The organism is Winogradskyella eximia (assembly GCF_003386165.1).
Lineage (GTDB): Bacteria > Bacteroidota > Bacteroidia > Flavobacteriales > Flavobacteriaceae > Winogradskyella > Winogradskyella eximia.
Window position 1 is genome coordinate 318,443 of record NZ_QRDV01000002.1, and the last position, 22,284, is coordinate 340,726.

A 22,284-nucleotide genomic window follows, 5' to 3' on the forward strand; every position below is an offset into this window, starting at 1 on the left:
ATTGTTGCGTTAATTTAGTCTTTAGTATACAGTCTACTAAACCATTATTTATCCATTTTTAATTCAGAGATTTGAATTGGCGCCAAAGCCAATTTATTCATAATCTCTGGTGTTTTATTATATAGTAATTGAATAATTCTATGTGGTGCAAAAACGTAACGTTGTCTAAAAATAGCATCCCAACGTTGAAACGTTTGTTTACTAAAAAAGCTACCTTCTTTAAATTCACTACCAGATTTCAATTCATCTATTTTAAAAGAAATTGCATAAGACTCTAAAGGAATCTCTTTGTTTGCGATACTTTGTAATATGGTATGTGTTACTTTATTCTCGTCCTTTGCAAAAACATTATGTAAAGGTCCTAAGTCTACTCGTCTTATACGTTTTGGAAATACTTTTGGTAATCGTTTATCTATAGCGTAAGCCATGGTATCTAAATTCATATCGCGATCAGCTGCATTTTTAAGGATAGAATAAATTTCATCTTTATAATCTTCTACATTTTTACCATCATAATCAAAATACATGTAACAAATGTATGGTCTGTTATGAGACACATCATAGAAACTCCAACTAACTAAGTATTCTTCTTCAGAGCCTTCTGGTGCTGGTAATATTTTACCTTGTACAAAACGATTGAAAATATATTCTTTTTTAGCTGATGTATAATAAACAATTGAAGCTGCTTGAAAGAGTTTACGTTTAGGGATAGGCTCTTTTTTTCGCATTAATGTGTCTAAAAATTCTTCTTTTAGGACATCTGTATTGGTAAGTTTTCCTAGGTATTCTTCACGTAATTCTAAATCGTTAAATAAATATCTAAATTCTAAATAGTTTGGAAAACCAGAATCGGTTAAATCAACTTTCATATTTTCCTCGTCGTCATACATGTATTTTACACGCATTGCCTCGATTGAATATAATAGCAAATCACTGTATTGCTTAAACAGCAAGACTTCTTGTTGGTTTAAAATTTGTTTTTCTTGAACAGCATATATAAGTTCCTTTAATGTGAAATCTATCATTTTGTGATAAAACACATATTGTTCTTTGGAATCTAATATTGCGGAATCTAATGGTGTAACTATCATTTTAGAGTATTAGATTTACTTATGATAAAATGAAATTCTCTTTCTAAATCTTGTTTTATATGTTGTACGCCATTTTTCATAATTAAATACGGAATTCCAAACATAAATAGGGCGAGAATAAAAATACCTACAATTGGGACTATTTTTATTATTGTTGAAAATTCATTATCTAAAAAAAAAGCTCGAATTATTAACAAACTAAAAGCCATAAAAAAGAATATCGTCAAAACTCCAAAAAACAAAATCATATGGTTATTAGAAGTATTAATTTGGACATCAATTTCCAATGCACCTCCTTTTTCAATAAGCTTACCTTCTGCCGTTGCTTTTATAAAAGTACTTTCAAAAGCACGTTTTCTTTTTCTTATCTTAAAGCCATTCTGATTAACAGAACCTGTAAATATATTATCGCTTGAGGAAAATGCTTCAAATGCACCGGAAAGCAATCCATCAATATCTGCTTCATCAACATTATTACGCAAAGCTGAAGTAAACTTGGACCTAGACACATTCAAAGTAGTAGAGAAAGTATCAATTAATTTTATTGTTCTTAAAAAGTCTTCCATTGAAACACTTAGCTATAACTAAATGAAAATAAGTAAAAATTGTTTTTTTTTACGTTAAGGATTGAAACGGCATCCTTTTTTCTTTTTCTAAAAAAAGATATAGTGGAAAGCCTGACCTACTTTTGTCCTTAAAACAAAAGTAGGTAACGCCATCATTAAATTATCCTAAAAGGTCATCATCACCAGCTTCTGGCTTTGGTTCGCCTGCTGGCTCTCCTCCTCCATCACCAGATGTTGCATTTGCATCTGCTGCGTAATAATCTTCAAAAATTTCTTTCATATCAATTCCGTAACGATCTGCGAAATTCTTTTGAATAGACTTATCCTTTTCTCTAATTTCTTGTAAAGCTTCAGCATAACTTCCGTAAACACCTTGCATTACTTTTTCGTGAACAGGAATGTTGTCCATCATTTCTTGACGTGCTTTAGCACTTGCTGTATGCATTGATGCTAAAGTTTCACCAATATGCTCATCTGTTTTAACTCCTAAATGTTCTAAAATGGCTGCAAACTCTTGATCTGTACGTGCTTTTAAAGCCACAACGTAACCATCGTAATATTTAAGACGCTCGTCTGTATCTGACTTTAATTTTGCACGATGCGTTTGTAAGTTGCTACGTAACGACGTTAAAACTTTAATAGTAAGATTATGTTTGTGAACAAAACTATCTTTTGAAGCGGCTAGTGTAGTATACGCATTTTTAAGTCCTTCTAATTCTTCTACTTTTTGCTCTAATGTTGTTACAGCACCTAGAGCCTTAGAGTATTCTTCTGATTGTTTATCGGCAACTTCTTCTAAAGCTTGACGTGCTTGTTTTAATAAAGCATATTCAGTTTCGAGCTTATCCTCTACTTCTTTTTTCTTCTGAAGTGCTTTTGTATGATTGTTAGATGCTTCTACAATAGCTGTTTTAAGACTTTCTTCTACTTCTTTAATTTCAATCTCTCTGTCTTTTAAACGTTTTACTGCTGCTTGACTCTTAAATGACAATTCATTTAATAAGGTTTGTACATCTGCAGTTTCAATACGTTGCTGAAACATCGCTTTTGCTTTATTATCTGCAGCATCACGCACTTTTTGAGCTTCTTTAAGCTCTTGTTCTGCGGTTTTTATTTTTCCTTTTCTACCGAAAAGATTGTTCCAAAATGTATCTGGCTTTGCATTTGCATCTTCTAACTCAACTTTTGCGCGCTCTAAACGTTTTATTGAATCATCAATGATTTTTTGTTCTGAAGCATTTAAGGCTGAAAAACCTTCGAACATAATCCCAACTTCATCTTGGTAATCCGTTAAGTCTTTAATAGCATCTAATAAAGTGGTTCTATCTTTTTCCGCCATATCAACAACATTATCTAATGTTGCATTTAATATTTTCTGACGACTTTCAGGATCATCTTCCTGTGCCAATTTAGACTTCATTTGGTCTATGGCTTTTCCCCAATTCACATCGACTTTCGCTGTTTTTTCGTTGGAATTTGTTTCTAATAAATCAAAATCATCAGACATATTGTATCGTATTATTAAGTTGAACAGTTTAAGGTTAACAATTTCGGTAATTTTTTAAGACTATAAAAACTTTACTCGCTAATTATATGTAGTTAATGTTATAAAAATGTTACACACTAATAAAATTAAATGCATAATCGATACTTTTATAAAAAAAATTAAGAATATGAAATCACTAATAAACATCTTATTACTAGTAATTACGACAACAAGTTTGAGTTGTAAAAATGAAACTCAAAAAGAAAATACCGTTGTTCTTGAAACTGAAACTGTTGATGAACCAAATCAATCGTGTTTAAACATTATACCTATATCTCATGCTACATTTGTTTTAGAAACAGAAAACGAAACTATATATGTTGATCCAACAGGTGTTTTAGAATCTTTTAAAGACATAAAAAAGCCAAGTTTAATCTTAATAACTGATATTCACGGAGATCATTTAAGTTTAGAGACATTAGAAGCTATAGATCTTACTAACGCAACTCTTATTGCTCCATTGGCGGTAGTAGAAAAATTACCAGCAAACCTTACTCAGCACAATATTGTAACCTTAAAGAATGATGATAACTTTGAATATAATGGTATAACTATTGAAGCTATACCTATGTATAATTTAAGAGAAGACGCTTTAAAGTATCACTCAAAAGGAAGAGGTAATGGTTATGTTCTTACTATAAATGATGAACGTATTTATATTTCAGGTGATACTGAAGATATTCCAGAACTGCGAAACCTTAAAAATATTGATAAAGCATTTGTTTGTATGAATTTACCTTATACTATGCCTGTTGAAAGTGCTGCCAGTGCTGTTTTAGACTTTAAACCAAAAACTGTTTACCCTTACCATTACAGAGGAACTGAAGGTCTCAGTGATATTAAAAAATTTAAAACATTAGTTAATGAAGGTGATAAGGAGATTGAAGTTGTCTCGTTAAAATGGTATAAATAGAAATATCTAAAATAAATCTATTGTTGATAAGTTCATAAAAGCCATATTTACCTTAAAAACACTGTGCTTCATCCGATTAAACAAACTGTTAATCGAAGAAATTGTTGATTAAAAATTGTAAATATTTTAAAATTAAGCATTTAACATTAAGATTTTTTCTATATTAGCGTTCTAGAACCCAATTCTAAAGCCATTAATTATGTTTAAAGTCCTGCTTTCCATAGCTTTAATTGTGACGACGACACAACTCACAATGATTTTAATCGCTGTAGCGTCTGTATTTCTTGTTTTCATCTTAATAGCTATTGTAAAGATGTATAAATTGAAAGCTGAGAATAAGAAATTAATGCAAACGAATGCATATAACGACTATGAAGAATCTAATGAAGATATTCCAAGTGGACATCTTTATGGAGATAACTAAATCAGCTTATATGACCTATTTATTATTAATTCCCTTCTTCATTATTTTTGGTATATATATTATTTATAGTAAACCTGATTTATACGCACATGAACATGATGCATCTATCAATAAAGAAATAGAGAATTTTAATGCTAATTTCAAAGTACTCGAAAACTTAGAAATAGAAAACAATTATTTTATTAATAACAACCATCTTTATAATAACAAATAAAAAAAAGCCAGCTAATTACTGGCTTTTTTTTGTTTTGATAGTCTGTAATTTATCTTACTAACTTTCTATACTTAATTCGTTTTGGCATTAAATCTCCACCCAAACGTTTCTTCTTATTTTCTTCGTATTCACTAAAGCCTCCTTCAAAGAAATAGACTTGAGAATCTCCTTCAAAAGCTAAAATATGTGTACATATTCTATCTAAGAACCATCTATCGTGACTAATAACTACTGCACAACCTGCAAAGTTTTCTAAACCTTCTTCTAATGCTCGCAAAGTATTAACATCTAAATCATTAGTAGGCTCATCTAAAAGTAATACATTACCTTCTTCTTTTAACGTCATAGCTAAGTGTAAACGGTTACGTTCACCACCAGAAAGTAGTTTTACCTTTTTATTTTGTTCACCACCAGAGAAGTTAAAACGGCTTAAATAGGCTCTAGAATTTACTTCCTTTCCTCCCATCATTACCAACTCTTGCTCATCACTAAAGTTTTGCCAAATCGTTTTCTCTGGGTCAATATTAGAATGCTTTTGATCGACGTAAGCAATCTTCGCTGTTTCACCAACTTTGAATTCTCCTTTATCTGGAGTTTCCTCACCCATAATCATTCTAAAAATGGTTGTTTTACCTGCACCATTTGGTCCAATAACACCAACTATACCTGCTTGAGGTAAATTGAAATTTAGATTATCATAAAGTAATTTATCATCGTAACCCTTAGCAACACCAACAGCTTCAATAACATTGGTTCCTAAACGTGGTCCATTAGGAATATAGATTTCTAATTTTTCGTCAAGTTGTTTTTGATCTTGACTCATTAATTTATCATAGTTCTTCAAACGTGCTTTTTGCTTAGTTTGACGACCTTTAGCTCCTTGACGTACCCAATCTAGCTCACGTTCTAAAGTCTTTTGACGTTTAGACGCTGTTTTACTTTCTTGAGCCATTCGTTTTGATTTCTGATCTAACCAAGATGAGTAATTTCCTTTCCATGGAATCCCTTCACCTCTATCGAGTTCTAAAATCCAACCTGCTACATTATCTAAGAAATATCTATCGTGCGTTACAGCAATAACAGTCCCTTTATACTGTGCTAAATGATGCTCTAACCAATGTACAGATTCTGCATCTAAGTGGTTGGTTGGCTCATCTAATAACAATACATCAGGTTCTTGTAATAACAAACGACATAGCGCTACACGACGACGTTCACCACCAGAAAGCACTCCAATTTTCTTATCACCATCTGGAGTTCTTAGCGCATCCATTGCTATTTCTAACTTGGTATCTAATTCCCAAGCATTAGCTGCATCAATTTGATCTTGTAATTCTGCTTGGCGGTTCATAAGCTTTTCCATTTTATCTGGATTGCTATACACCTCTTCTAAACCAAACTGATCATTAATACTGTTGTATTCATCAAGAATAGCTACAGTTTCAGCAGCACCTTCTCTTACAATTTCCATAACGGTTTTATCGTCATCTAATTGTGGTTCTTGCTCTAAGTAGCCAACCGTATAACCAGGTTGAAAAACTACATCTCCTTGGTAATTCTTATCAACTCCAGCTATAATCTTCAATAAAGTAGATTTACCAGAACCGTTAAGTCCAAGAATACCAATCTTGGCTCCATAAAAGAAACTTAAATATATATTTTTTAACACCGGAGTATTTGCTCCAGGAAAGGTCTTAGTAAGACCAGACATTGCGAAAATTACTTTTTTATCGTCAGACATTATTATTTACGATTTTTGATTTACAATTTTAATTTTAATCCGTTATAGCCTAATTCTAAAGACCAATAACCGACTTATACTCTTCCTTTTAATGCATTAAAAACCCATGCAATACAGAAAAATCCACCACCAACAGCAGCAAAGCCCCAACCTGCGACATCATCATATCTAAATGCGCCAAGTGCAATTAATCCACATCCGACAAATACCATAATCCATGTAGCCCAAGCTAATACTGTATTTTTATTCATTGCCATATTCAATCTTAGTTTTATAGTTAGTTAACTACAAATATCGCATTTTAAATAAAAAAAGCATCACTATTTGTGATGCTTCTGATGTAAATTGTATCAAAAACTAAAAATTAATCATAGGAACTTCTATAAATAATAATTCGCTATCCGTTTTAGTAGTTATATTGAAGCTATCCGTTTCTGAAATTCCAATGGCATCTCTACCTTCTAAAACATCGCTTTCAACTTCAGCATTGCCAGAAATCAGCATCATATAAACACCATGATTTTTCCCTTTTAGTTGATATGTAAATGTATCACCTTCTGATAAATCAATTCTAGAAAGTTTAGCGTCTTGATGAATTTTTAGGCTTTCTGAGTCTATATCTTCAAAAGACGTCACTAACGTTTGAAGCTGTCCTTTTCGATCTTCAGGCTTAAATGTTTTTTGATCATAACGAGGCTCTACATGTCGTTTTTGTGGAATTATCCAAATTTGAAATAAACTTAAATGCTCATCAACCGATCCATTAATTTCAGAATGTTGAACGCCTGTTCCTGCTGACATCACTTGTACTTCGCCTGGAAGTACAGATTGCCAATCATCATTCATATTATCACGATGCTTTAAAACACCTTTTAATGGTATGGTTATAATCTCCATATTATCATGAGGATGTGTTCCAAATCCCATTTTTGGTGCTATAATATCGTCATTTAAAACCCTTAATGCTCCAAAATGTACGCGTTCAGGATTATTCCAACTTGCAAAACTAAAGGAGTGATTAGCTTGTAACCATCCATGATTGGCAAATCCTCTACTGTCTGCTTTATGTAGTACTTTTTTCATGATAATTTCCTTTTATTTAATTCTATTAGCGCATTTTATCCAATAAATTGCTTAATTGCTCCGCTTCCTCTTCACTTAAGTTTTTAATTAATTCTTTATTCATATCATTCGGAATGGTGTTTAACAAATCCAAACCTTGCTGTGTGATTTCAATTTTAACCACACGCCTATCGTATTCTGATGGCAAACGTTTAATTAAATCTTTAGCACAAAGTTTATCCATTAATCGTGTGGCATTAGGTGAACGTTCTAACATTCTATCCTTAATGGTCTGAACTTTCAAAGGTTCTTTAGCACCTCTTAAAATTCTTAAAATATTGTACTGCTGCTGTGAGATTCCAAAGTTTTTAAAAGATTCACTTTGACTACTCGTTATCCAATTGGCTGTATAAATAATATTTAGAAGTGCCTTTACTCTAAAGTTTTCGAATTTTGAATTAATATCTTTCGATAAATCTCCCATGTGTTAATAGTCTTAGTAATTCTATTTATACTTTAATGTCATCATATTGTGTTGTCTTACCAAATACTTTGGCTACATAAGGACAACTTGCTGTTGCTTTAAAGTTGTTTTCCCTTGCGTAATCAGCTATTGCATCTATTAATTGCTGACCAAGATTTTGACCTCTATAATTAGGATCAATCTCTGTATGATGAATATCGATGCGACCGTCATTAACATGTGCATACGCGATTTCACCAATTTCTTTTTCGTCATCTAGCAAATAAAATCTAGTGCTTTTTTTTGATGTTTCGTGTTTTAATTCCATGATTATAAACTGTCTTTAAAAAGTTTCACTTTATTCAACAATTCGGTATTTAAGGTGTCATTCGTAATTTTACCTTCAGAAAAATTATCGTAAAAAGACGGTAACGAAAATTGCCCTGTAATGTTGGCATCGTGTCTAGGAAAACGATCAGAAGCCAATTCTAAAACAGATGCTCCACCTCTAGCTCCTGGAGATGTTGCCATAAGTAATAATGGTTTGTTTAAAAATGTTTTTTGTTCTACTCTAGAAGCCCAATCAAATATGTTTTTAAATGCCGAAGTGTACGCTCCGTTATGTTCCGCTAAAGAGATTATAAAACCATCTGCTTCCTTTAAATGATTAACAAACTCTACAGCTTGCTCAGGAAAACCTTGAGTTTGCTCTCTATCTGAACTATAAATTGGCATTTCAAAATCATTTAAATCTAATACCGTTGTACTAACATTATTTACTAACTGAGATGCATAAGTGGCTAACTGCTTATTAATTGAAGTACTGCTATTACTTCCGGCAAATGCTATGATGTTTTTCATTTTTTTAATGTTTAGGTTTAATTGATTTTTTTATAAAAAGTGTAAGATACTAATAGCAAAATAAATGCTACTACTGCTGCCATTTGTTCACCATCACCAATCATATAATGTGCAAAAAAGGCCAGAATGAAAGCAAAGAAAAAGCCTGAGTAAGCCCATTCTTTTAACGTTTTTAATCCTGGAACCCAAAGCACAATCAATCCTAATAATTTTAGTATAGCATACGGATAAATTATATAGGCTGGATATCCAAAATTTGTAAATGCAATTACAATATCATCATGTTTAAAAAAGTACATACTAACAGAAAATAACATTAACAATGTTAATAAACCGGTAGCTGCGTAATAGATAATTTTATTCGTTTTCATATTTTATTTGTTTTAGTGATACAAAACTACAATAAAATTAATTAGTTTCCAAGGAAAATAATTCCATGTAATATTATTTTACAAACCATTCACTTTCCAAACATCTTTTCGTTTTGTAAATTCGTGCAAAACAAAAACGAAGTTTTAACAAATACAACACCCACTATTTTGGGCAACACATATGGATATTAAATTCAACAAAAACGAAGACCATAATAAGCTTCTTCTTTCCGATCTTAAAAAACGTTTAGTAAAAGTTAAACTCGGTGGTGGAGAAAAAAGCATTGAGAAACATAAAGCTAAAGGTAAAATGACTGCACGTGAGCGTGTCAATTATTTATTAGATCCCAAAGCTAAATCGATTGAAATTGGTGCCTTTGCAGGTGAAGGTATGTATGAGCAATATGGAGGCTGTCCGTCTGGAGGTGTAGTTGTAAAAATGGGTTACATAAAAGGAAAACAATGTATTGTTGTTGCCAATGATGCCACCGTTAAAGCAGGCGCTTGGTTTCCTATTACAGGAAAAAAGAACTTACGCGCTCAGGAAATTGCCATAGAAAACCGTTTACCAATCATTTACTTGGTGGATAGCGCTGGAGTTTTTCTACCAATGCAAGATGAAATTTTCCCAGATAAAGAACATTTTGGTCGTATTTTTAGAAATAACGCAGTTATGAGTAGTATGGGTATTACCCAAATTGCTGCAGTTATGGGAAGTTGTGTGGCTGGAGGTGCTTATCTACCTATTATGAGTGATGAGGCTCTGATTGTTGATAAAACAGGAAGTATTTTCTTAGCAGGTAGCTATTTAGTAAAAGCTGCTATAGGCGAAACTATAGATAATGAAACTTTAGGCGGAGCAACTACACATTGTGAAATTTCTGGAGTTACAGATTACAAAGCAAAAGACGATAAGGATGCTTTAGATAAAATAAAAAATATCGTTGATAAAATCGGTGATTTTGACAAAGCAGGTTATAATAGAGCTGAATCTAAAAAACCTAAAGAGAATCCGGATGACATCTATGGTATTCTTCCAAAAAGTCGCGCTGATCAATATGATATGAAAGAAATCATAAAGCGCTTGGTTGATAATTCTGAATTTGATGAATATAAAGAAGATTATGGCAAAACAATCATAACAGCTTACGCCAGAATTGAAGGTTGGGCAGTTGGTATTGTTGCAAATCAGCGAAAATTAGTTAAAAACAAACTAGGTGAAATGCAATTTGGTGGTGTTATTTATAATGACTCTGCAGATAAGGCTACTCGTTTTATTGCTAATTGTAATCAGAAAAAAATTCCTTTAGTTTTTCTTCAAGATGTGACAGGATTTATGGTAGGTAGTAAATCAGAACACTCGGGAATTATTAAAGATGGAGCAAAAATGGTAAATGCAGTTAGTAATTCTGTAGTACCAAAATTTACAATCATATTAGGAAATAGTTATGGAGCCGGAAACTATGCCATGTGCGGAAAAGCTTATGACCCAAGATTAATTGCGGCTTGGCCAAGTGCAGAACTTGCTGTGATGAGTGGGAATTCTGCTGCAAAAGTTTTGGCACAAATTGAAACGGCTTCGCTTAAAAAGAAAGGTGAAACCATTACAAAAGAGAAAGAAGAAGAGTTATTCAATAAAATAAAAGATAGATACGACAACCAAGTATCTCCTTATTACGCTGCATCTCGTATTTGGACTGATGCCGTAATTGATCCTTTAGATACTAGAACTTGGATTTCTATGGGAATTGAAGCGGCTAACCACGCTCCTATTGAAAAGCCTTTTAATATGGGAGTTTTACAAGTTTAAATTAACAGATAATCTAATAATTTTATTATGTTCAAATTTTTGATTTTGCTTATAGTTTTATCTTTTACAATTAATACTATAGCTCAAACTGGTGTAGATTTAGGTCTCAACAAAAAAAAAGACTTCATATCTATTAAGAAACTTGATAAAAATGAAAGAGAAATTATTAAAGACTATTTTATAACAGATAATGATACTCTAGTAAATCTAAAAAATGAACTTACAGAAGCTGAATTAAAATTGTTTTGCAGCTGCTATACTAATGATTCTCTTGTAAAAAAATATAAAAAAGCGGTGTTTTATTATGAATGGAATGATGACAAGCTTCAAAAATCTAATCAGTGGAATAGTGATATTAAAGTTTATTTTGCCCCTTCTATTCCTAGGAATGTGAGAACGAAGTTCATAAAATTTTATAACCCATTAAATACTATTAATAACTTAAAAATAGATTTTGTTAAAAACATAGAAGACTCAAACTATGTAATTAAAGTATCAAATACAATAATTCCTAATTTAACGATTAGAGATAACAAATACGATGAAACTCATCCTCTAAGTAAAATAAGTTATTCTATGTTAACAGATAAAACAAGAAAATTTTATGCAGGTACTATGCAAATTGATTTAGATAACCTAGATGATAAATCATTACTACTTCCAAAACTTAAACAGGTATTTTTTTTGAGTTTAGGATCATTCATTATCAATAAATCATTCTCAGAAACAAGTTTAGTAAGCTCTCAATATATAAACAGCGAAACTATATCTATTGAAGACTTTGAGTTAATAAAAATGCATTATTTTAAAATATATGATCAACTTGTTTCTGCATTTAAAATAGATGAACTCGTTCAAACATCTAAATCAATTTGTAAAAATGAATAAGCACTCTAAAGTTTTATTTCTATTATTTAGTTTTTTATTCGTTTTTGGTTTTTCCCAAGATCCTAAATTTAAAAATAAAAAAATTTATGTTTCAAAAGAAAATTTTAAAAGAAAATTTGAAGCTAGTGACTCTTTGGGTAACATTATTATTGGAAAGGATACTTTAATAGAGGTCCTAAGCCACCCAGACTTAGAAGGCATTCCTGTTCGTTATGAATATAAAGACTCTACATTTTTAGAAGAGTACAAGAAGGTTGCTTTTCAGCTGTATCACAAAGATTCAGCTGATACAAAAACAATGAAGTATTGGAAAACGCCTATAAAGATTTATTTTTCGGAAGGCATGGATAAAAAAGTCATAAAAAATATAATGTCTTTTACCAAAGAGATAGAAGGAGCTGTTGATTCATTAAATATCTCTAGAGTGAAAAATATAAATGAAGCAAATTATTTTATTTATTACGATGACGATTTTCAATTTAGCCAAAAATTAGAAAAATATAGGAAATCGGATTATAGTATTTATTGGAATAAAAAAAGTCAAATTTATAAAGGTTACATGCGAATTATTAGAAAACGCATGTTTTCAAATAAATTAGCTCAAGAAAAAATAAAAGACTTGTTTTTTGGGTCATTAGGCTGGTTTAAAAGAAGTCACGAATTGGGATGTAATAGTTATTTTTCAAATTGCTATTCCGAAAATAAGCAAATGTCTGAATTTGATAAACAATTACTACAATACCATTACTCCTACGGTATTTGCAAAGGAACAACAAAATTATCTTTTGAAGCACAACACAAAAGGCACAAAAAGAGTTTAAAGGATGGTAGAACAGACATATATATAATCAATAATTAAACCTAATAGTGTTTTTAACTCAACAAAATTAGCATATAAAAAAAGAGCGCAAATTGCGCTCTTTTTTTTTATATAATATAGATTATTAATCTAGCGTTAAACCTTGACGTTTAGCTTTCTTTTCTTCTTTAATTTCTTTTAAACGCTCAAATGCTGAACCAAATACCCAATAAGGAATCACAAAGGTTAAAAGAAAAATCATTAACCAAAAGCCTATAGTTAATATAGTTAAAAATGCTAAAAATCCTAAATATTGATCAAATTCGAACATAATTCTTGTGTCATTTACGTTTATTGGTACAAAGATATAACCAAAATATAAGTTTTACAACAGCCTTGCCTAGTTTTATTAACAGGTTATTAAAAAATTCATAAAGACTTCATTAATAAATCTGCTGTTGCAGGATTTGTAGCCAAGGGTACATTGTGTACATCACATAATCGCATTAACATTAAAATATCTGGCTCATGCGGATGGCGATCTAATGGATCTCTAAAAAACAAGACCATATTACATTGCCCTTCTGCTACTCGCGCTGCTATTTGAGCATCGCCTCCTAAAGGACCAGACAACAAAGCATTAACTTTAAAACCTGCTTTAGACACTTTGTCTCCTGTTGTACCTGTAGAAACTAAATTGATATTTTTATGATGTAAAATGTCCCTGTGCTCATTTAAAAACTGAACCATTTCTGCCTTTTTTCCATCGTGAGCTATGATAGCTATTTCCATATTAAAGATTTTTAACGTGATAATTTACTAAACCTTCTATTGGACGTCTTACAAAATTACCGACTTTAAAGCCATATTCTTTGGCAACTTGCTTAATTTCTTCTTGACCAAAATAGGCAATAGAACCAGCAAAATGAACAGGCACTCCTTCTTTTAACTCTTCTTTATATTGAAGAATCATATTTTCTGTAAACAAACGAATACCTTTAGTTATAATATTACTGATATATTCTGAATCTTTATTTATAAACATAAACTCTGCATGATCCGCCAAATAGGCACTAGGATTAGATTGTTTATATAAATTGTACTTAATAAAATCCGCATCTAAATTATGCTTATGAGCAAACGCCACACTAATTGTATCTGGCATTTTCTTAAAGAAATAATCTCTTATTAATTGTTTTCCAAAATAATTTCCACTGGCATCATCCATTAAAATATAACCAAGACTAGACACGCGTTGGTGTAAATCTTTACCATCGTAATAACTACAGTTAGAACCTGTACCTAGAATACAAACTACAGCTGCTTCATCATTAGTATTAATACATGCTCTAACTGCAGCATAAGTATCTTCTCTAACTTCAACAATAGCATTCTTAAAATAATATTCTAAAATTGATTTTAATAGTAATCTTGGTTTTTCAGTACCACAGCCAGCTCCGTAAAAATGAATATGAGTCACTTGATCTGCAATCTCCATTAATTCTTTGCTCTTACGAATGATTTTATTCAGTTTTTTCTCTGGCACAATCGCAGGATTTAAACCTTTAGTTCTAATTTTATCCACAGCTTGAATACCATCGGAATTAATAGCTATCCAATCGCATTTTGTGGAACCTCCATCTGTTATTAAAATCATAATGTCTAAAAATTAAAAATTCCGTAGGATATGACCAATTCATAACCCTACGGAATTTTAGAATTACTATTATATTATAAGCTATTTACCTTTTGAGCTAAATCAACCAATTTGTTTGAGTATCCAAATTCATTGTCATACCAAGAGATTAACTTAAAGAATGTTGAATTTAATTCAATTGAAGCGTCTGCATCAAAAACACTAGTTCTCTCTTCACTAACAAAATCTTGAGAAACTACAGCATCTTCAGTATAACCTAAAACACCTTTCATAGATCCTTCAGAAGCTTTTTTCATTGCTGCTTTGATATCTGCTAAGGTTGTATCTTTTTTAGTTTTAACTGTTAAGTCTACCACAGAAACATCTACCGTTGGTACTCTAAACGCCATACCAGTTAATAATCCATCTAATTCAGGAATTACTTTACCTACTGCTTTTGCAGCACCTGTAGAAGAAGGAATAATGTTGTTAAGAGCAGAACGACCTAAACGGTAATTTTTACGAGAAGGTGCATCTACCGTAAACTGAGTAGAAGTCGCTGCGTGAATTGTTGTCATTAACGCTTCTTCAATTCCGAAGTTATCTTCTATAACCTTAGCAATAGGTGCTAAACAGTTTGTTGTACAAGATGCATTAGATACAATGGTATCACTAGCAGTTAATTTACTGTCATTTACACCCATTACAAACATTGGTGCGTCTTTACTTGGTGCAGAAATTACTACTTTCTTAGCACCACCATCAATATGATATTGAGCCGTTTCTAAAGATGTAAAAATACCTGTACATTCTGCAACAACAGTTGCTCCTGCTTCATCCCACTTTAAGTTTTTTGGATCTCTTTCTGCAGTAACACGGATTGTTTTACCATCTACTACTAAATGACCATCCTTTACTTCAACAGTTCCATCAAATCTTCCGTGAACTGAATCATACTTTAATAAATATGCTAAATGCTCAACATCTAATAAATCGTTGATAGCTACAACATCTACGTCATGACGTTTTACTGTTGCTCTAAATACTATTCTACCTATTCTACCGAATCCGTTGATTCCTAATTTTAAATTTGCCATTACTCTCTTTTTATTTTAGTTTAATATATTAAATTGACATGATATCAGAAACTCTTAAAAGTTCCTTGTTTATTTTTGATTTACCTTTTACTGCTTGGTCAAATGGTGTTAAATCCATAACATCATTTTTCATTCCAACCATATAACTACTTTTTCCAGTAATTAAACTCTCTACAGCTTTTACACCCATTCTACTAGCTAAAACACGATCGAAACAAGATGGTGCACCACCACGTTGCATATGCCCTAAAACAGAAACTCGCACTTCGTATTCAGACATGTTCTCTTCAACATAATCTTTAAGTTCAAAGACACTTTTACCTATTTTATCACCTTCTGCAACAATAACTATACTAGATGATTTACCAGATTGTTTACTACGTCTTAAAGATTCTAATAAACGATCTAAACCTAAATCTTCTTCAGGAATTAATATTTCTTCAGCTCCAGCACCAATTCCAACATTTAATGCGATATGTCCAACATCACGTCCCATAACTTCAATAAAAAATAATCGGTTGTGTGAACTTGCCGTATCTCTAATTTTATCTATTACTTCTACAACTGTATTTAAAGCTGTATCGTAACCAAGCGTATGCGTTGTACCAAAAATATCGTTATCTATGGTACCAGGAATTCCCATTACTGGAAAATTGTATTCTTTATTAAAAATCATAGCACCAGTAAAACTACCGTCTCCACCAATAACTACAAAAGCATCAATACCTGCTTTTCTTAATTGTTCATATGCTTTTGCTCTACCTTCTTTTGTTCTAAAGTCTTTTGAACGAGCTGATTTTAACATCGTACCACCTTTATTAATGATACCTTTAACGCTTCGTGCATCCATTTCAACAAAATCTCCGTCAATCATTCCCTCATAACCTCTATAAATACCGTAGCATTTAATATCATGAAAAGCACAAGTTCTAACTACAGATCTTATTGCAGCATTCATTCCTGGAGCATCACCTCCAGATGTTAAAACACCTATTTTTTTAATTGTATGTAGCATTCTTTTTATTTATTTTACAGTAAAATTAAGAAACAATACATACAAAAAAGTGACTATTGTCATAAATAATCCCTAATAAATCAATTCAAACGTTTTCGTTAATAAGTATTTTAATAAATATGTAGAATTTAAGATTTTAAGACCTTGTTTTTGTCTTTTTTTCTTTCACAGTCATGTAATCTGGCATCAAATCATTGTCTTTATTGTCCTTTTTTTCTTTTGTTTTGTCAATTTCATTGTCTTTTCTATTCTTTCCTGAAAAGATAATTTGAATCAACTCCTTAAAAGAATCAAACTCTACATTATATGATAAACCGACACCTTGTGTGAAGCCAATTTCTTCACCAAAATTTCTAATACTATTTTCTCTATTAAAAACTTTAGCTCTTAATGTACCATCTTCATTTAGCAATAAATCTATTTGTACGTCTCCACTTATAACCGTTTGACTTGCACTACCAAATGGTACACCTACCTTACCATTAACTAAGATTTTATCACTTATTTTAGTTTGAAGTGTAACACCTACTTTATTATTGGTTTGTAACTCTGGTGTGTCTTGTCCTAATTCAAAATTTAAACCGACATCTAGATTACCGTTGCTTGAACCAAAAAGGTTATTCACAATACCTGTAAGTCGTTCTGAAATAGTACCCGTAAAATTAGCACCTCTTACTCCATTTGAAAATCCACCGGTTGCTAAAAAAATTAACGCCTGATTGTCGCGTTCTTCTTTTGAAGATAATCTGTAATCTAACTCAGATTTTACGGTAGAACTAACTCCAGGAAACCTAAAATCGAATTGAGGATCTGGTTGTTCTAATTGACCTGTTAAATGAATTTCTACTTCTACATCTATACTTTGGCTAATAGGATTATCTAATAAAACGGAAGGGTTAGCACTACCTTCATATACCGCTTTTAGATTTAATTCCGCTCTCAAAGGATCACCTTCCCATACAATACTTCCACCGCGTTCTACTTTAAATTTCTTTTCAACTAAACCTTCATACTTAAAATTGTAAGTTCCTTCATATACCACAAAATCTCCCCACATATTAAAAGCTCCATTGGTGTTAATTAAGAAATTTAAACCACCTCTACCTCTACCTTTAATTGTACTACCAGCTTCTTTATCTATTACAATTTCTATAACAGCATTTTCATTAACATCTAAATCGAAATCTAACACTAAACCTTTTACCTCAATTTGTTCTGTAATTATTCCATTTATTCGCGCTTGTTTTTCCTCTGGACTTAAAAATTGAATAAATGAGTTATCACCAAAACTTTCAGAATCGTTTAAAGGAATAAAAAACTCGGTTCCGGCTTCTGTTCTTCCATCATTTACTTCTATGACTAATTGATCTGTTGGCCCTTTAATTTCAGCCGATCCTGAAATAAATCCTGTACCATAATAGAGTTCGTCTTCAGATTCTTCCGTATTTAAAACTAACAGTCTGTCTGTTGTTAGTACTAAACCAAGTTTCCAATCCGAAAAATTATCATGAGCAATAAAACCATTAAGATTACCTTTAGAGAAGTATTTAGAATCTGTCATTGAGACATCATTAAATATAAATTGCTGACCTCTAAGTGACACTTTAGAGTCAAAATCAAAACCGTAATCGACATTTAGATAAGGAATAGCTAAACCTGCTCTATCTAATAATAACTCTCCATAAATCGCTGGCTTTCTTAAGCTTCCTGTGACATTAGCATAACCAGAGACTAGGCCTCTAATATTATTAATAACACCTTCGCCCAATGGATTTAAGGGATCTAATAAAAATTCTTCAAAAACAACATCTACATCTATTTTTGGATCATTCTGTCCCACATCAATAGTTCCTTTTGCATCTAAAGATTTTAGATTGTCATTAACTAGAGTAACATCTACATTGTAATTGGTTAAGGAATTGTTGCCTTCAACCTTAGCCTTAAGATTACCTAAATCATAATCATTTACAAAAAGCCCACTAATTTCTACATTAGATTTTGGTAAGTAAACACCATTGTTTTGCACCACATCTAGTTTTCCATTTACAATACCTTTTAGAGCTAAACTGTCTATACGCGGTGTGATTTTAACGAGTTGTACATCTTTAAAATCGACATTAAAATCTTTATTAATAGAATCTTTTACGCTACCAGAAACCAATATTTCTTCATCTCCTTGTGTTATTTTTATAGGAAATATATCGAAGTTCTTAAATTTTCTATCAAATCTAATTTTATTTAAAGTGTCTTTTTTAGCATTCAACAACCAATCATAACCTTTAAACTTTACATCAGATTTTCTAAAACCAACAACCGATTGATTGGTTTCATCGATGGTATAAAAAAGATTTAGATTAAAATCATCTATATTATTTGTTCCTCCTTTAAATTCCGATTTAATTAATAATGTATCGCGTTTTGTTACATTAATAAGACTGAATTGTGAAGCATTATAAATACCAGCACTTAAACTATCAATTTCAATATATGTATTATATAAAGGATTGCTGTTATCAATAGTTACATTAATATTGTTGGCAAAATAATCTTGAAATTTAATCTCGGGAGAATTAAATGTAAGCTCAAATCCTTTTTCGTCAGTTTCAATACGGCCTTCAATAAAGGTGTTTTTCCCGATGGTTAAATCCTTAAAAAAAACCGCTGCAATTTTAGAATAAATATTGAATCTAAAATTAATATATTGATTTGCTTCAACTTTATTGGGCACATAATTGGTATAAATACTACCAACAGAGTTTTCTACCAAACCAAGAATATCTTTAGTTTTAAATTGACCTGTAATTTTTCCATCTATAATGTCTGGAGAATTTATAGAAATGGTACGTTCGTTTTCGTTAAAAGAAGATACAATATCAAAATCCTGAAAATTATAACTACCATCTTGATTTTTATAAGTTGTATTTTGGATATTTATATCTCCAGTGGCATTATCTAAAGTAGATCCTTTAGCCGTCATTGTTACCAAGCCTCTAAATTCAGAAATACTATCTCTTGTTACAAAATTTAATTTATTAAGATTAGCGTAGCCTACTTGTGCTTTAAAATCGAATGCTTTTATATCTTCAGAAAAATCTACTAAACCATTAAAATCGAGTTGTAAATTAAGGTCTTCAGCTTTTACAACACCATTAAAAATTTTATTTCCAAGATCACCAGAAAGCGAAATATCTCTGTAAGTATAACCGTTATAATCTAAAACAAAAATATCTCCTTTCACATCTGTGCTTAAATTATCTATAGTAAACCCTTTTCCATTTACATCTAAATTTAAAGATGTATTTTTAATTAGTGGGTCGTTAAGTAGTGCACCTATATTAAATTCATCTAAAACAATGTTTCCAACATAATCCGCATTATCTATATTGTCAATGTTTGTAAGTTTTAAATCCGATTTAATAAACCCTAAATCAGTATCGATATCAATTTTTGCTTCTACTTTTTTTGCTGTAATATAAGAGGTGCCTTTTATTTTAAAATTACCAACTTTAGAAATTACACTTGGTATAGAATTACCTAACAATCTTGGCATTAAAGCGGTTAAGTCATAGTAATTTGAAGCTAGATTTTGAAACTTGCCTTCTAATGCAAAACTGTCGTCTGCTCTACTAAATAAATTTTTGAATGTAATATCTCCAACAATTCTTGTGTTTCTAGTAGTACTAACATTAAGATTTGTAGCTACTAGATTATTTAAAGTACCAGATAAATCTGCGTTTAATTGGGCATGTTGGTCAGTTCCAAATTCATCAAAAAACACGTTTAACTCTGTTAAAGAGATGTCAGAATCCTTAAAGCTTGCTTCAACATTTACTTTGTCTGTAAAATGAGCAAAATCTTCACGGTTGTAATTAAACCTTAGTTCTCCTTTAAGTTCAGAAAGTTCAGTTTTAATGTTTAAGTCACCAAAATTCATATGGTCTAGGGTGTACTCAAAATTTGCCATTAAATTTTTAACAGCAATGCCTCTACTATCTCTAAAACCTAATTTATTTATTCTACATCTAACCTCAGGACCATTAATTAAGAAATCGGTTGTATTTGCATTGAGTTCTGTAAATTCAAAAATTTTAGGTGTTTCTAAATTTTCGTCAATTAACCTAAAAATGCCATTTTGAATAGAAACATCGCTCGAGGAAAACAAAAATTCACTTGGTCCAACTCTTGGGTTATCATCATCGAACTTTGCAACAAAAATATCTAAGTTTGAATCTTTCTCTCCTTTATATGTTTTATGATTAAAAATCACATTCTGAAGATCTATGTCTCCAAAATTCAACTTACTGTTTAAAAGATTATTAAAACTAATGATAGAACTGTTTAATTCTCCTACACTAATCAGTGTATCCTTTTTATAATCTCTAATTAAAATTCCTTTTAACTCTACATCACCATTAAGTTGTAAACCTACTCGAGCAACATTAATGTTTGTCTTAAAATCCTTGTTAACAGTATCAGTAACATATTTACCTAACTTGGTTTGTACTGCAGGAATTGAGAGTACTAAAAACAAAATGAAAAAAAGGAGCAATATAATTGCTACAATTTTACCTAATATTTTAAGTATCCGTTTGATAGAATTTATAGATTTTAATGTGTGATTTCTTATTACCTTTGCGCCCACAATACGCTGTTAAGCATTGTGTTTTGCTTTAATTGGTAAAATTAACAATTATTGTGCCTAATATCGACTATGGAAAAAGAAAATATTTATATCCTAGGAATTGAGTCGTCTTGCGATGACACTTCTGCTGCTATACTTTGTAACGACCGTATTTTAAGTAATGTTGTTGCAGACCAAAAAATTCATTCTGAGTACGGAGGAGTTGTTCCAGAATTGGCATCGAGAGCACACCAACAAAACATTGTTCCTGTTGTACACCAAGCTATTGAAAAAGCAGGCATTAAAAAAGAACAATTAAGTGCTGTTGCTTTTACACGAGGACCAGGATTAATGGGTTCTTTATTAGTTGGGACATCTTTTGCAAAATCCTTAGCATACGGTTTAGATATTCCATTGATTGATGTTAACCATATGCAAGCACATATTTTGGCACATTTTATTGATGAAAAAGACCATAAAAAACCTCCCTTTCCTTTTTTAGCCATGACCATTTCTGGTGGACATACTCAGATTGTAAAAGTGAAAAGTTATTTTGAAATGGAAGTTTTAGGAGAAACCATTGATGATGCCGTTGGCGAAGCCTATGATAAGAGCGGTAAAGTTTTAGGTTTAGGTTATCCTGCTGGTCCTGAAATTGATAGAAGAGCACAACTTGGAAATCCAAAAGCTTATCAATTTACTAAACCAAAAGTAGATGGATTGAATTTTAGCTTTTCTGGATTAAAAACTAATATTCTCTATTTTGTACAGCGCGAAGTCAAAGCAAACCCTAATTTTATAGAAGAAAATCTCAATGATATTTGTGCTTCAATTCAATATACTATAATCGGGATTTTAATGGCGAAATTAAAATTAGCCGTTAAGCAAACAGGCATAAATCATATTGCCATTGGAGGAGGCGTTTCTGCTAATTCTGGAATTAGAAAAGCTTTAAAAGATGCTGAAAGCAAATTTGGCTGGACGAGTTATATTCCAAAATTTGAATACACCACAGATAATGCTGCAATGATTGCTATTGTTGGTTATTTGAAATATTTAGAAAAGGATTTTTCAGATTTTGATGTCATGGCCACTGCACGATTAAAAATATAGAGCTAAAATATAACTCTGTTGATGCTCCCAACAAAATTCTATTGCTATCTACA

General features: G+C 31.3%; 23 protein-coding genes. 7 read left to right on the forward strand and 16 right to left on the reverse strand.

All coding sequences use genetic code 11. The features are described from left to right. Nucleotides 1–44 precede the first annotated feature (44 nt). The 3 genes from DFQ10_RS07100 to DFQ10_RS07110 all read right to left on the reverse strand — a co-directional run bounded on the left by DFQ10_RS07100 (nucleotide 45) and on the right by DFQ10_RS07110 (nucleotide 3,164). The gene (locus tag DFQ10_RS07100) at nucleotides 45–1,091 is read right to left on the reverse strand and encodes a hypothetical protein (RefSeq protein ID WP_115816711.1); all 1,047 of its coding nucleotides are present in this window, start codon (nucleotides 1,089–1,091) and stop codon (nucleotides 45–47) included. After that, nucleotides 1,088–1,657 carry a hypothetical protein gene (locus DFQ10_RS07105; RefSeq protein ID WP_115816712.1) on the reverse strand — a complete coding sequence of 190 codons (570 nt, stop codon included), beginning with the start codon at nucleotides 1,655–1,657 and terminating at the stop codon, nucleotides 1,088–1,090. The genes DFQ10_RS07100 and DFQ10_RS07105 overlap by 4 nt, the downstream gene beginning before the upstream one ends. A 160-nt stretch (nucleotides 1,658–1,817) precedes the next feature. After that, entirely contained in the window at nucleotides 1,818–3,164 is a 1,347-nt protein-coding gene (locus DFQ10_RS07110) for a coiled-coil domain-containing protein (protein WP_115816713.1), read from the reverse strand. 166 nt (nucleotides 3,165–3,330) lie between these two features. On the opposite strand from DFQ10_RS07110, the gene DFQ10_RS07115 reads away from it, so the two are divergent. From DFQ10_RS07115 to DFQ10_RS07125, 3 genes are all read left to right on the forward strand, one after another. Next, nucleotides 3,331–4,116 (forward strand): MBL fold metallo-hydrolase, encoded by a 786-nt coding sequence (locus tag DFQ10_RS07115; RefSeq protein ID WP_115816928.1) that lies wholly within the window; start codon nucleotides 3,331–3,333, stop codon nucleotides 4,114–4,116. Between the two features lie 199 nt (nucleotides 4,117–4,315). Continuing rightward, nucleotides 4,316–4,540 carry a hypothetical protein gene (locus tag DFQ10_RS07120; protein WP_115816714.1) on the forward strand — a complete coding sequence of 75 codons (225 nt, stop codon included), beginning with the start codon at nucleotides 4,316–4,318 and terminating at the stop codon, nucleotides 4,538–4,540. A gap of 10 nt (nucleotides 4,541–4,550) precedes the next feature. Continuing rightward, nucleotides 4,551–4,754, forward strand: coding sequence for a hypothetical protein (locus DFQ10_RS07125; protein ID WP_115816715.1), 204 nt, complete (start codon nucleotides 4,551–4,553; stop codon nucleotides 4,752–4,754). A gap of 49 nt (nucleotides 4,755–4,803) precedes the next feature. Here the strand turns inward: DFQ10_RS07125 and ettA are convergent, their stop codons facing one another. From ettA to DFQ10_RS07160, 7 genes are all read right to left on the reverse strand, one after another. Further along, nucleotides 4,804–6,495, reverse strand: a complete 1,692-nt coding sequence (gene ettA, locus DFQ10_RS07130) for an energy-dependent translational throttle protein EttA (RefSeq protein WP_115816716.1) — start codon at nucleotides 6,493–6,495, stop codon at nucleotides 4,804–4,806. Nucleotides 6,496–6,569: 74 nt separating this feature from the next. Beyond that, nucleotides 6,570–6,752 carry a CAL67264 family membrane protein gene (locus DFQ10_RS07135; RefSeq protein WP_115816717.1) on the reverse strand — a complete coding sequence of 61 codons (183 nt, stop codon included), beginning with the start codon at nucleotides 6,750–6,752 and terminating at the stop codon, nucleotides 6,570–6,572. 100 nt (nucleotides 6,753–6,852) lie between these two features. Beyond that, complete coding sequence (locus tag DFQ10_RS07140) at nucleotides 6,853–7,578, reverse strand: pirin family protein (protein WP_115816718.1); 726 nt, start codon at nucleotides 7,576–7,578, stop codon at nucleotides 6,853–6,855. A gap of 25 nt (nucleotides 7,579–7,603) precedes the next feature. Further along, on the reverse strand, nucleotides 7,604–8,041 hold the full coding sequence (locus DFQ10_RS07145) for a MarR family winged helix-turn-helix transcriptional regulator (RefSeq protein ID WP_115816719.1): 438 nt from the start codon (nucleotides 8,039–8,041) through the stop codon (nucleotides 7,604–7,606). Nucleotides 8,042–8,066: 25 nt separating this feature from the next. Next, nucleotides 8,067–8,348, reverse strand: coding sequence for a GNAT family N-acetyltransferase (locus tag DFQ10_RS07150; protein WP_115816720.1), 282 nt, complete (start codon nucleotides 8,346–8,348; stop codon nucleotides 8,067–8,069). Nucleotides 8,349–8,350: 2 nt separating this feature from the next. Next, nucleotides 8,351–8,881 carry an NADPH-dependent FMN reductase gene (locus DFQ10_RS07155; RefSeq protein ID WP_115816721.1) on the reverse strand — a complete coding sequence of 177 codons (531 nt, stop codon included), beginning with the start codon at nucleotides 8,879–8,881 and terminating at the stop codon, nucleotides 8,351–8,353. Between the two features lie 17 nt (nucleotides 8,882–8,898). Beyond that, nucleotides 8,899–9,252: a DoxX family protein gene (locus DFQ10_RS07160; RefSeq protein WP_115816722.1), complete on the reverse strand. Its 354-nt coding sequence runs from the start codon at nucleotides 9,250–9,252 to the stop codon at nucleotides 8,899–8,901. Between the two features lie 181 nt (nucleotides 9,253–9,433). Between DFQ10_RS07160 and DFQ10_RS07165 the strand changes: the two genes are divergently transcribed. From DFQ10_RS07165 to DFQ10_RS07175, 3 genes are read left to right on the forward strand one after another with little or no spacing between them, the layout of a single operon-like run. Further along, entirely contained in the window at nucleotides 9,434–11,062 is a 1,629-nt protein-coding gene (locus tag DFQ10_RS07165; protein ID WP_115816723.1) for an acyl-CoA carboxylase subunit beta, read from the forward strand. A gap of 45 nt (nucleotides 11,063–11,107) precedes the next feature. Continuing rightward, nucleotides 11,108–11,950 (forward strand): hypothetical protein, encoded by an 843-nt coding sequence (locus DFQ10_RS07170; protein ID WP_147299188.1) that lies wholly within the window; start codon nucleotides 11,108–11,110, stop codon nucleotides 11,948–11,950. Continuing rightward, entirely contained in the window at nucleotides 11,943–12,809 is an 867-nt protein-coding gene (locus DFQ10_RS07175) for a hypothetical protein (RefSeq protein WP_115816725.1), read from the forward strand. Before DFQ10_RS07170 ends, DFQ10_RS07175 begins: the two co-directional genes overlap by 8 nt. Nucleotides 12,810–12,894: 85 nt before the next feature. Here DFQ10_RS07175 and DFQ10_RS07180 read toward each other — a convergent pair whose 3' ends face one another. The 6 genes from DFQ10_RS07180 to DFQ10_RS07205 form a co-directional block, all read right to left on the reverse strand. Beyond that, on the reverse strand, nucleotides 12,895–13,080 hold the full coding sequence (locus DFQ10_RS07180) for a hypothetical protein (protein WP_115816726.1): 186 nt from the start codon (nucleotides 13,078–13,080) through the stop codon (nucleotides 12,895–12,897). A 98-nt stretch (nucleotides 13,081–13,178) separates the two neighbouring features. Further along, the gene (locus DFQ10_RS07185) at nucleotides 13,179–13,541 is read right to left on the reverse strand and encodes a methylglyoxal synthase (RefSeq protein ID WP_115816727.1); all 363 of its coding nucleotides are present in this window, start codon (nucleotides 13,539–13,541) and stop codon (nucleotides 13,179–13,181) included. Between the two features lies 1 nt (nucleotide 13,542). Further along, the gene (locus DFQ10_RS07190) at nucleotides 13,543–14,406 is read right to left on the reverse strand and encodes an N-acetylglucosamine kinase (protein ID WP_115816728.1); all 864 of its coding nucleotides are present in this window, start codon (nucleotides 14,404–14,406) and stop codon (nucleotides 13,543–13,545) included. Between the two features lie 74 nt (nucleotides 14,407–14,480). Beyond that, nucleotides 14,481–15,482 (reverse strand): type I glyceraldehyde-3-phosphate dehydrogenase, encoded by a 1,002-nt coding sequence (gap, locus tag DFQ10_RS07195; protein ID WP_115816729.1) that lies wholly within the window; start codon nucleotides 15,480–15,482, stop codon nucleotides 14,481–14,483. Nucleotides 15,483–15,510: 28 nt separating this feature from the next. Further along, nucleotides 15,511–16,497, reverse strand: coding sequence for a 6-phosphofructokinase (gene pfkA, locus DFQ10_RS07200; protein ID WP_115816730.1), 987 nt, complete (start codon nucleotides 16,495–16,497; stop codon nucleotides 15,511–15,513). A 136-nt stretch (nucleotides 16,498–16,633) separates the two neighbouring features. Further along, nucleotides 16,634–21,028: a translocation/assembly module TamB domain-containing protein gene (locus tag DFQ10_RS07205; RefSeq protein WP_245940643.1), complete on the reverse strand. Its 4,395-nt coding sequence runs from the start codon at nucleotides 21,026–21,028 to the stop codon at nucleotides 16,634–16,636. A 180-nt stretch (nucleotides 21,029–21,208) separates the two neighbouring features. On the opposite strand from DFQ10_RS07205, the gene tsaD reads away from it, so the two are divergent. Then, the gene (gene tsaD / locus DFQ10_RS07210) at nucleotides 21,209–22,231 is read left to right on the forward strand and encodes a tRNA (adenosine(37)-N6)-threonylcarbamoyltransferase complex transferase subunit TsaD (protein WP_115816731.1); all 1,023 of its coding nucleotides are present in this window, start codon (nucleotides 21,209–21,211) and stop codon (nucleotides 22,229–22,231) included. Nucleotides 22,232–22,284: the final 53 nt, after the last annotated feature.